11 protein-coding genes and 1 tRNA gene are annotated in these 9,703 nt (G+C 61.9%); 10 read left to right on the top strand and 2 right to left on the bottom strand.

Features of this window, described 5'->3' with window-relative positions:
• A partial coding sequence (locus ABR948_RS25125; RefSeq protein ID WP_490337853.1) for an FAD-dependent phenol hydoxylase family protein occupies positions 1-749 on the top strand: 749 nt, incomplete at its 5' end.
• 700 nt (positions 750-1,449) lie between these two features.
• Here the strand turns inward: ABR948_RS25125 and ABR948_RS25130 are convergent.
• Positions 1,450-2,235 carry an SDR family NAD(P)-dependent oxidoreductase gene (locus tag ABR948_RS25130; protein ID WP_428123177.1) on the bottom strand — a complete coding sequence of 262 codons (786 nt, stop codon included), beginning with the start codon at positions 2,233-2,235 and terminating at the stop codon, positions 1,450-1,452.
• 225 nt (positions 2,236-2,460) lie between these two features.
• Between ABR948_RS25130 and ABR948_RS25135 the strand changes: the two genes are divergently transcribed.
• A complete protein-coding gene (locus tag ABR948_RS25135) occupies positions 2,461-3,168 on the top strand; it encodes a histidine phosphatase family protein (RefSeq protein WP_428123179.1) in 708 nt (235 codons plus the stop codon).
• A 101-nt stretch (positions 3,169-3,269) separates the two neighbouring features.
• A complete protein-coding gene (locus ABR948_RS25140) occupies positions 3,270-4,037 on the top strand; it encodes an SDR family NAD(P)-dependent oxidoreductase (RefSeq protein WP_428123180.1) in 768 nt (255 codons plus the stop codon).
• A gap of 12 nt (positions 4,038-4,049) precedes the next feature.
• Here ABR948_RS25140 and ABR948_RS25145 read toward each other — a convergent pair whose 3' ends face one another.
• On the bottom strand, positions 4,050-5,273 hold the full coding sequence (locus tag ABR948_RS25145; protein ID WP_428123182.1) for a serine hydrolase domain-containing protein: 1,224 nt from the start codon (positions 5,271-5,273) through the stop codon (positions 4,050-4,052).
• Positions 5,274-5,511: 238 nt separating this feature from the next.
• Here ABR948_RS25145 and ABR948_RS25150 point away from each other — a divergent pair.
• The 7 genes from ABR948_RS25150 to rplJ all read left to right on the top strand — a co-directional run.
• Positions 5,512-5,587, top strand: a tRNA-Trp gene (locus ABR948_RS25150).
• 220 nt (positions 5,588-5,807) lie between these two features.
• Positions 5,808-5,999 carry a preprotein translocase subunit SecE gene (gene secE / locus ABR948_RS25155; RefSeq protein WP_029584578.1) on the top strand — a complete coding sequence of 64 codons (192 nt, stop codon included), beginning with the start codon at positions 5,808-5,810 and terminating at the stop codon, positions 5,997-5,999.
• Positions 6,000-6,022: 23 nt separating this feature from the next.
• A complete protein-coding gene (gene nusG, locus ABR948_RS25160; protein ID WP_428123184.1) occupies positions 6,023-6,553 on the top strand; it encodes a transcription termination/antitermination protein NusG in 531 nt (176 codons plus the stop codon).
• Between the two features lie 148 nt (positions 6,554-6,701).
• Positions 6,702-7,130 carry a 50S ribosomal protein L11 gene (gene rplK / locus ABR948_RS25165; protein ID WP_428123186.1) on the top strand — a complete coding sequence of 143 codons (429 nt, stop codon included), beginning with the start codon at positions 6,702-6,704 and terminating at the stop codon, positions 7,128-7,130.
• Positions 7,131-7,135: 5 nt separating this feature from the next.
• Complete coding sequence (gene rplA / locus ABR948_RS25170; RefSeq protein WP_428123187.1) at positions 7,136-7,828, top strand: 50S ribosomal protein L1; 693 nt, start codon at positions 7,136-7,138, stop codon at positions 7,826-7,828.
• Positions 7,829-7,913: 85 nt separating this feature from the next.
• Complete coding sequence (locus tag ABR948_RS25175) at positions 7,914-8,867, top strand: 2-hydroxyacid dehydrogenase (protein WP_428123188.1); 954 nt, start codon at positions 7,914-7,916, stop codon at positions 8,865-8,867.
• 570 nt (positions 8,868-9,437) lie between these two features.
• Positions 9,438-9,703, top strand: a 266-nt coding sequence (gene rplJ, locus ABR948_RS25180) for a 50S ribosomal protein L10 (RefSeq protein ID WP_428123190.1), incomplete at its 3' end; no start/stop codon positions are given.

Below are 9,703 nucleotides of genomic sequence, written 5' to 3' on the forward strand. Positions count from 1 at the left end.
CTCGCCTGCTGCATACCTACTCGGCGGAACGACAGGCCGTCGCCAAGGAACTGATCGACTTCGATCGCGAATGGGCCGCGTTGCTTGCATCAAGCAAAGGGTTCGATGCGGCCGAGACCCAACGATATTTCGTCCGGCACGGGCGCTACACCGCGGGAACCGCGGCGCACTACCGTCCTTCAACCCTCACCGGCGAGGCGACCCATCAGCATCTGGCCCAGGGCTTGACGATCGGGATGCGCTTTCATTCCGCGCCGGTGATCCGTTTGACGGATGCCAAGCCTGTTCAGCTCGGTCACGTGGTCAAGGCCGACGGCCGCTGGCGCATCTTCGCCTTTGCCGGAGCAACGGATCCCGCCGCGGCTAACGCCGGCATTCGAACCCTGTGCGACTTTCTTGCCGGGGCAGGGGAGTCTCCTGTGAGGAAATACACCCCTGATGGCGAGGACATCGACTCGGAGATCGATGTCCGCGCGATCTTTCAGCAAGATCATCGCGAGCTCGCCATCGAGGTCATGCCGTCCTTTCTTCTGCCCCGGAAGGGACGTTACGGATTGTGCGATTACGAAAAAATGTTCTGCCCCGACCTGAAAGGGGGCAACGACATCTTCACCCTACGTGGCATCGACCGCGATCGGGGCTGCATGGTGGTGGTGCGGCCGGACCAATACGTCGCGCATGTTCTTCCGCTCGACGGCTATGCGCCGCTCGCGGCATTCTTCGATGGGTTCATGACGCGTCGGCACTGAACGCGGTCGTCCGTGCGCGCCTTCGGCTTACGAATGAGCGGCGCGAACCGTGATTTGCCCGACGGGCAAATCAACGACAGCAAATCAGCGACTCCGCCGTCCAGCCCTTTCCGCAAAAATATTTCGCTTCGCCGTTTGGTAGAAACAGATCTATTGATTCGCCATCCCGTCCCGATCAGAGGGGCGTTTCGCGATCGTCACGGACGCGGGTTGGGATGCGGTGGACGCAGGCGGCGCTTCTGACGAGGGCGCGAGCGTGCGGACGGCGAAGTCGTGTGGTCCTGACGCCCCGACGCTGGCGTCAAGTTGGCGGAAGTATCCGCTGGCGACGGTGACAACAAAGCCCGGTCACCGGGGAGATCACGAAGGAAACCGTTAAAACCATTGCGCAGGGAAGGCCGGGCGTTCCGGCGAACCTGTGGCTTCTACCCCTGTGCTTTTTGCGAACCTGTGGCTTCTACCCCTGTGCTTTTTTGCTGCACAGGGGGCTGCGGGTGCGCCAAGCACCCGGCTTTCCCTGCGCCCTCTGTTTTATGAGGGACAAGATTTTTGCATGACTCGGGCACGGCGTGCTGCGAGAACGCGGATGTGTGTCTTGACGTCATTGCGAGCGAAGCGAAGCAATCCATTCTTTCTTTGCTCGGCGCGATGGATTGCTTCGCTTGCGCTCGCAATGACGTGTAGAGCGACTGCCTGCATCCTAAATCGGTTTCCCCGCATAGGGCATCGAGGCGGTGAGGCCGCCGTCGACCGGGAACGCCTGGCCGTTGACGTAGGACGCGTCGTCGCTGGCGAGGAACAATCCCATCGCCGCCAATTCATGCGGCTGGCCGGCGCGCTTCAAGGGATTGAGCTGGCCGATCTTGCCGTCGGTGCCGCGCTCGCGTGCATTGTCGAAGATCGGCTTGGTCATTCCCGTTTCGATCAAGCCCGGACATACCGCATTGATCCGCACGCCGGTGCCCGACAGCGAATAGGCCGTGGTCTGCACCAGGCTGATGACGCCGGCCTTGCTCGCCGCATAGGGATGTCCGCTGGCACCGGATTTCAGGCCCGCCACCGACGCGGTGCAGACGATCGCGCCGTATTTCTGCGCGATCATGTGCGGCATGGCATATTTGATGGCGAGAAACGGGCCGATCAGATTGATGCGCAGGATTTCCTGCCAGTGATCCACGGTCTGGTCGGCGAGCGGCACCAGCCCACCGCTGATGCCGGCGTTGGCCCAGATCACGTCGAGCCTGCCGTATTTCGACACCGCCCTGGCGATGAAGGCCTTGACGTCATTTTCGGAACCGGCGTCCGCGGTGACCGCTTCGACGGTTCCGCCGGCATCACTGACGAGTTTGGCGGTTTCCTTCACGCTGTCGCTGCGGTCGACGGCAATCAGCCTGGCGCCTTCTTTGGTGAACAATAAGGAGGCTGCGCGTCCGATGCCGCTTCCAGCGCCAGTGATGATGACGGATTTGCCTTCGAGGCGGCCCATGTGTTTCTCCCTTGTCACTTATGTTCGCTATGTTCGCTGGCGTTTTGCAGCGAAAAGATTACCAGTTCGCGCCGGAAAACAGCGCATAAAAAGTACGCTTGCTGCCTCGCGGAATTTCAAACAAGATTTCAAACGTCCAAGCGGATTGCCAAGTCGCTTGCCAAGTCACTTGAGGTCATGTGTGCTCTGACGTAGGACACGCAACATTATTGAAGGGTTCTCGCGATGTCCAATCCAGCCGCCCCATTCGTCGCGCAGCATTCGGTCCCCACAGGGGTGGTCGCGACCCGATGGTGGTGGGTGCGTCACGCGCCGGTGCGGGAAGATGGCGGCTGCATCTACGGGCAGAAGGACATCGGCTGCGACACCAGCGACCGCGAGGTATTCGAGGCGGTCGGAAAAATCCTGCCGCGCCATGCGGTCTGGTATGCGAGCAATCTGAAGCGGACGCATCAGACCGCCGATGCGATCTGGTCGGCGGGATTTCCCAAACCCGCATCGATGCCGCACGAGGCGGCATTCGCCGAACAGCATCTCGGCGAATGGCAGGGGTTGAACCGTGCCGCGTTTTTCGCCAGCCGCCCGGTCGAAGTCGGCAGCTACTGGTTCGCGCCGATCGACGATCCCGCGCCGGGCGGTGAAAGCTTCATGGATCTTTATAACCGGGTGCGCGGCGCGATCGAGCGCATCAACCGCGAGCATGCCGGCCGGGACGTGATCGCGGTGGCGCATGGCGGAACCATCAAGGCGGCGCTCGGCCTGGCACTCGGCCATCAGCCGGAGAAGGGGCTCGCCTTTACCATCGACAATTGCTCGGTGACCCGGCTCGATCATCTCGCCAGCGCCGTTCACAGCGGCTGGCGCATTCCGATGGTCAATCAGCAGCCGTGGATGGCCGGGTCGCAAGTCGCCGGCGCCAGCAAATTGGGCTGACGCGGCGCCTGCATCCGGTTGTCGGACGACGCGAACGCTGCTTAGCTGATCGCAATGCAAACCGGCGCATCCGCCGCCGGATCAATGTTCGGGAGAGAGACATGACCTTGTTTGATATGTCGGGAAAAGTCGCCGTCATCACCGGTTCCTCGCGCGGCATCGGCCGCGCCATCGCCGAGCGGATGGCCGAGCACGGTGCCAAAGTGGTGATCTCCTCGCGCAAGCAGCAGGTCTGCGACGAGGTCGCCAAGGCGATCAACGACAAGGCCGGCAAGCAGGTCGCGCTGGCGGTGGCCGCCAATATCTCGACCAAGGATGACCTCAAGCATCTGGTCGAGGAAACCAATCGCGTGTTCGGCAAGATCGACACGCTGGTCTGCAATGCCGCGTCAAATCCCTATTACGGGCCGCAGGCCGGCATTTCCGACGATCAGTTTCGCAAGATTCTGGACAACAATATCGTCGCCAATCACTGGCTGATCTCGCTGGTGGTGCCGCAAATGATCGCGCGCAAGGATGGATCGATCACCATCATCTCGTCGATCGGCGGCCTCAAGGGCTCGACGGTGCTCGGCGCCTATGCGATTTCGAAAGCCGCCGACATGCAGCTCGCGCGCAACCTCGCCTGCGAATACGGCCAGCACAACATCCGCGTCAACTGCATCGCGCCGGGCCTGATCAAGACCGATTTCGCCAAGGCGTTGTGGGACAATCCGGAGACGCTAAAGGCCTCGACCGCGCGCTCGCCGCTGCTGCGGATCGGCGAGCCCGACGAAATCGCCGGCGCCGCGGTGTTTCTCGCCGCCGCGGCGGGAACGTTCATGACCGGGCAGACCATCGTGATCGACGGCGGGGCGACGATCAGCTGAGACCTTGGATCGTCACTCCACCGCCGCGTACACCAGGCTGCGCACCAGCGTGCGGAAATATTCGCGCTGGCCCGGGCCCTGCGACATGAACACGGCGAACAGCTCTTCCTTGGGATCGATCCAGAAGAAGGTTCCGGCCATTCCGCTCCAGAAGAACTGGCCGACCGAGCCCGCGAACGGCGCCATGCCGTCCTGGGTTCGCACCGCGAAGCCGAGGCCGAAGCTGTGGCCCGGCGGCACCAGATGCGATTGGAGCCCGACCTTGGGGCCGAGATGGTCCGAGGCCATCAAATGCAGCGTCTTGCGCCCGATGATCCTGATGCCCTCGAGCGTTCCGCCGTTGAGCAGCATCTGGCAGAACCGCGCATAGTCCATGGTGGTGGAAACCAGCCCGCCGCCGCCCGATTCCATTACCGGCTTCTCGAGCATGTCGAACAGCTGCACCTTTTCGCCGCTCCAGGGATCGACCGGAAATGGCTCGGCGAGACGGTCGGCGTTGTCGCTGCCGGTATGAAACGCGGTCTCGGCCATTTGCAGGGGAGCGAGAATCCGTTCGGTCAGGAACGCACCGAGCGTCTTGCCGGAGATGACTTCGATCAGGCGGCCGAGAATGTCGGTGGAGCGGCTGTAGTTCCATTCGATGCCGGGCTGGCAAATCAACGGCAGGCTTGCGACCAGGGCTGCGTGTTCGGCATTGCTGATCTTGCGGCTGCGCACCCGCGATTGCTGATACATCTGCTGCACCAGGCCATTGCCGGTATGTTCGTAAGCGATGCCCGAGGTGTGCCGCAGCAGATCCTGAACAGTGATCGGCCGCGCCAGCGGCACCAGATCGAGCTTGCCGTTGTTGTCGACGCCGACCTTCTGGTTCGAGAATTCCGGAAGGTATTTGGCGACGGGATCATTGAGCAGGAAATGGCCGTCCTCGAGCAGCATCATGATGCCGATGGAGACAATCGGCTTGGTCATCGAGAAGATGCGAAACAGGGTGTTGTGCGCCATCGGCGCGGTGCCGGCGGGGTTTTGCCGGCCCAGCGCGTCGAACCAGCCGATCTGGCCGCGGCGCGCGACCATCATGGTCACGCCGGGCGTGGTTCCCTTGTCGATGTCGCGCTGGAAGGCGTCCGACATGCGCTGCAACCGAACGGACGAGAGCCCGAGCGATTCCGGCTTGGCCTGGGGCAGCGGCGGGGTCTGCGGGGCGGCGAGGGGCTTGGCGGCGGTTTGCGCGGTCATGGTCTCTCCCTTTGCTTTTGTTATTGGCCGGGTAGGGGTATGGTGGGGATATCGCCCAAGTCTTATTGTCCAAGTCTTGTTGTCCAAGTCTTATCGCTGAAGTCTGGCGCAGAACATTGGGGTTGAACAGGGCGTTAACCGCTTCGCCCTTGCAATCCAGAACCGCTTAGCTCTTGCAATCCGGCAGTCGCCTATGCTTGAAACGGCGCGGAAAAAGCGGTGACGCTTGGTTCCCGATAGGGGTGTAGCTCAGTTGGTAGAGTACCGGTCTCCAAAACCGGTTGTCGCAGGTTCGAGCCCTGCCGCCCCTGCCAACCCCCGATTACCACTACCTTGACCTTTGGCCGGGCCCGCAGTACATAGCGGCCACCTGCTGCCGGCCCGCTTTGACGGATATCCGGCGCGGCTTTTAAATCCCCCGAACAATCGAGCCCGCTGGACGGCTCATCCTTCAAGAGAGGGCTGGGCGCTAGAGGGCTGTTCGGATTCCTTAAACCACCAATCGTCGCAACGACGGACTGGGATCACCGACGGATGGCTTTCAGCCCGTTCAAATTCCTGCAGGAAGTGCGCTCGGAGACCGCCAAGGTCACCTGGCCGACCCGCCGTGAGACGACGATCACCACCATCATGGTATTCGTGATGGTGGCTTTGGCTTCGATTTTCTTTTTCGCCGCGGATCAGATTATCCGTTACCTCGTCACCTTCTTGCTCGGCATTCACTGATGGCAAGCGCCGGAACACAAACGATGGACAAGCGCTGGTATATCGTCCACGCCTATTCGAACTTCGAAAAGAAGGTCGCGGAATCGATCCGCGAGCAGTCCAAGCAGCGCGGGCTTGATGAGCTGTTCGAGCAGGTGCTGGTGCCGACCGAAAAGGTCACCGAAGTGCGCCGCGGCCGCAAGATCGACGCCGAACGCAAGTTTTTTCCGGGCTATGTGCTGGTCAAGATGAAATTGACCGACGAAGCCTTTCATCTGATCAAGAACACCCCGAAGGTGACGGGCTTCCTTGGCGCGGAAAACAAGCCGATGCCGATCTCGGAGGCCGAGGCGATGCGGATCCTGCATCAGGTGCAGGAGGGTGTGGAACGCCCGAAGGCGTCGGTGTCGTTCGAGATCGGCGAGAATGTGCGGGTGGCCGATGGCCCGTTCGCGTCGTTCTCCGGCGTCATCGAGGAAATCGACGAGGCGCGCTCGCGCGTGAAGGTCGCGGTGTCGATCTTCGGACGCGCCACGCCGGTCGAACTGGAATTCGGTCAGGTCGAGAAGGTCTGATCGTAAGATGGAGCGCGTCTCGCGTGCGAAAGCGCGAAGCGCGTCTTCAAGAGAGAGGTCGTGGGAGGACAAGGCGGTCGCCAACCGTCTTCATCCGAACCACGAAACCTGAAACAGCCGGTTTCGATCGGCATAACAGGAGTGACAGATGGCAAAGAAAGTGACCGGATACCTGAAATTGCAGGTGCCGGCCGGTGCGGCGAATCCTTCGCCCCCGATCGGACCCGCGCTTGGTCAGCGCGGCCTCAACATCATGGAATTCTGCAAGGCGTTCAACGCGCAGACGCAGAAGGAAGAGAAGAATACCCCAATCCCGGTGGTGATCACGATCTACGCCGATCGTTCCTTCACCTTCGAGATGAAGACCCCCCCGATGTCCTTCTTCATCAAGAAGGCGGCCAAGCTCACCTCCGGCTCGAAGCTGCCGGGTCGTGACAAGGCCGGCGCGGTGACCAAAGCGCAGGTGCGCGAGATCGCCGAGGCAAAGATGAAAGATCTGAATTGCGACACCATTGAAGCGGCCATGAAGATGGTCGAGGGCTCAGCCCGTTCGATGGGCGTCGAGGTGGCGGGGTAACGGTCATGGCAATTGGAAAACGTTTGAAGAAGGCCCGCGAGGGCGTCGACCGCGAGAAGCTTTATCCGCTCGTGGACGCCATCAAGATGGTCAAGGAACGCGCCAAGTCGAAGTTCGACGAGACGGTCGAGATCGCGATCAATCTCGGCGTCGATCCGCGTCACGCCGACCAGATGGTTCGCGGCGTGGTGACGCTGCCGAACGGCACCGGCCGCACTTTGCGCGTCGGCGTGTTCGCGCGTGGTGCCAAGGCCGAGGAGGCCAAGGCCGCCGGCGCCGATGTCGTCGGTGCTGAAGACCTGGTGGAAAAAGTCCAGGGCGGCACCATCGATTTCGATCGATGTATCGCCACCCCCGACATGATGCCGCTGGTCGGCCGGCTCGGTAAGGTACTGGGACCGCGCGGCATGATGCCCAACCCGAAAATCGGCACCGTGACGATGGACGTCACTTCGGCCGTGAAGGGCGCCAAGGGCGGTTCGGTCGAATTCCGTGTCGAGAAGGCCGGCATTGTGCAGGCCGGCATCGGCAAGGCGTCGTTCTCGGAAGAGAAGCTGGTGCAGAACGTCAAGGCGCTTGCGGATGCGGTCGCCAAGGCGAAGCCCGCCGGCTCCAAGGGCACTTACATCCAGCGCGTGGCGGTTTCCTCGACCATGGGGCCGGGCGTCAAGGTTGAGCCGGGAAGCCTGCTCGGCTAGGACTCCAGGGAACGGCTAAAACAAATCAAGGGCGGAATTGGGCAACCGGTTCCGCTCTTGTTTTTTGACACGAGGAAGTAGGTCCATGCCATTCGAAGTCCTGATCTACTCGCGCTTCCCCAAGGCGATGATGGCCCGTATCGGCCAGCGCTTCGACCTGATGGATGCCGCGGGCAAACCGCCGGCCGAGGTCTTTACGGCGGAACAGCTTTCTGGCGTCCGGGCGATGATCACGGCCGGCGGGACGCCGCTGCGGGCTGAGGTCATGGATACGCTGCCGGCGCTGCGCGCCATCGTCTGCTATGGCACCGGTTATGACGGCGTCGATCTTGACGCCGCCGCCAAACGCGGGATCGCGGTCGGTCACAGTCCGGCGGCCAACGCGGCCGCGGTGGCCGATCTGGCGGTGACGCTGATGCTGGCGGCGACGCGCCACCTGCTGCCGGCGGACGAATACGTCCGCAGCGGCAACTGGGCAGCGGCGAAACCTTCGCCGCTGTTGCGTCCGCAGCCCGGCAATCCCGGCCGCCGCGTCGGCGTCTACGGCATGGGCGAGATCGGCCGCAAGATCGCAAGCCGCGTCGCGGCGTTCGAGACCGAGGTCGGCTATTTCAGCCGCAGCCGGCACGACGTACCTTATCAGTACCTGCCGAGCCTCGAGGCGCTGGCGGAATGGTGCAGCGTGCTGATGATCGCGGTTCGCGCCGGCGCGGATACCCATCACGCCGTCAATGCCGGCATCCTGCGTAAACTTGGCAAGGACGGCTATGTCGTCAACATCTCGCGCGGCTCGGTGATCGACCAGGCCGCACTGGTCACAGCGCTCACCGAGAGCACGATCGCCGGGGCCGGCCTCGACGTGTTCGAGAATGAACCGCACGCGCCGGATACCTTGACCGCATTTCCCAATGTGGTGCTGACCCCTCATATCGGCGGCCATACCACCGAATCGCATACGGCGATGCAGGACTGCGTGATCGCCAATCTCGAGGCGTTTTTCGCTGGCAAGCCGCTGCCATATGAGGTTCGGGGCGCCTGAAATCGGGGATTCCGGACTGAATTTGTGCAAATGCCGGGACCATCCGAATTACCGGAAATTAGCGCTTGGCAAGCCAGAAAAGACTCGTTAAAGAGCCGTTTCCGGGCGTGCTGGCCGTTGCTGGCACGTCTGTGCTCGCATTCCGAAAACCCGATACGATAGGAGACCATTCCTTTCAGGACATCCGCATGGATTGCTCGAAAGGAAGGGAAAGCCGTCGTTCCGGGGGATGTGGGCAGGGGTCTCCAGCATGCTGGAGTGCCTCGATCCTGTCCAAGACTGCAGGCGCCCGCGGTGAAACGCAAGTTTCTTCAACGGCTTAATTCATGGCCTGCATAGACGGGTGAAGACCGGATTTCGCTTTGCGTCGCCCTGCGACGGGCAGCGGATATGGTTCGAACCTCGACACCCCGCGCCATCAGGTTCGGGAGGGCAGGCTTTTCAAATGTCGTTCTGCCCGACGTGTCCGAAAGACTGGAATGTCTCGAGGTCAGGTTTACGGCGGGACGATGGGTGTAACCCGGCGGTCCTGCCTGTGAGGCAAAGGCCGCCAACCGGAGAGAGCTTGCTGTGGAAAGAGCGGCAAAAAAGGACGCGGTTGAGGCGCTGAACGGTCTGTTCAAGACCACCAGCGTTGCAGTCGTCGCCCACTATTCCGGCCTCACCGTGGCCCAGATGCAGAAGCTGCGCATGCAGATGAAGCAGGCGGGTGCATCGGTGAAGGTCTCGAAGAACCGTCTTGCCAAAATTGCTCTTGAAGGCACGGACGTCGTTGCCATCGGTTCCCTGTTGAAGGGGCCGACCGTGATCGCGACTTCAAACGATCCGGTAGCGGC

Origin of the sequence: Bradyrhizobium sp. (assembly GCF_050014615.1) — a bacterium.
In the GTDB taxonomy this organism is placed as follows: domain Bacteria; phylum Pseudomonadota; class Alphaproteobacteria; order Rhizobiales; family Xanthobacteraceae; genus Bradyrhizobium.

Coding starts and splice junctions, on each gene's coding strand:
- ABR948_RS25175 (WP_428123188.1), top strand. CDS start 7,914: ATGCCATTCGAAGTCCTGATCTACTCGCGCTTCCCCAAGGCGATGATG.
- secE (WP_029584578.1), top strand. CDS start 5,808: ATGGCTTTCAGCCCGTTCAAATTCCTGCAGGAAGTGCGCTCGGAGACC.
- ABR948_RS25130 (WP_428123177.1), bottom strand. CDS start 2,235: ATGGGCCGCCTCGAAGGCAAATCCGTCATCATCACTGGCGCTGGAAGC.
- rplA (WP_428123187.1), top strand. CDS start 7,136: ATGGCAATTGGAAAACGTTTGAAGAAGGCCCGCGAGGGCGTCGACCGC.
- ABR948_RS25145 (WP_428123182.1), bottom strand. CDS start 5,273: ATGACCGCGCAAACCGCCGCCAAGCCCCTCGCCGCCCCGCAGACCCCG.
- rplK (WP_428123186.1), top strand. CDS start 6,702: ATGGCAAAGAAAGTGACCGGATACCTGAAATTGCAGGTGCCGGCCGGT.
- ABR948_RS25135 (WP_428123179.1), top strand. CDS start 2,461: ATGTCCAATCCAGCCGCCCCATTCGTCGCGCAGCATTCGGTCCCCACA.
- nusG (WP_428123184.1), top strand. CDS start 6,023: ATGGACAAGCGCTGGTATATCGTCCACGCCTATTCGAACTTCGAAAAG.
- ABR948_RS25140 (WP_428123180.1), top strand. CDS start 3,270: ATGACCTTGTTTGATATGTCGGGAAAAGTCGCCGTCATCACCGGTTCC.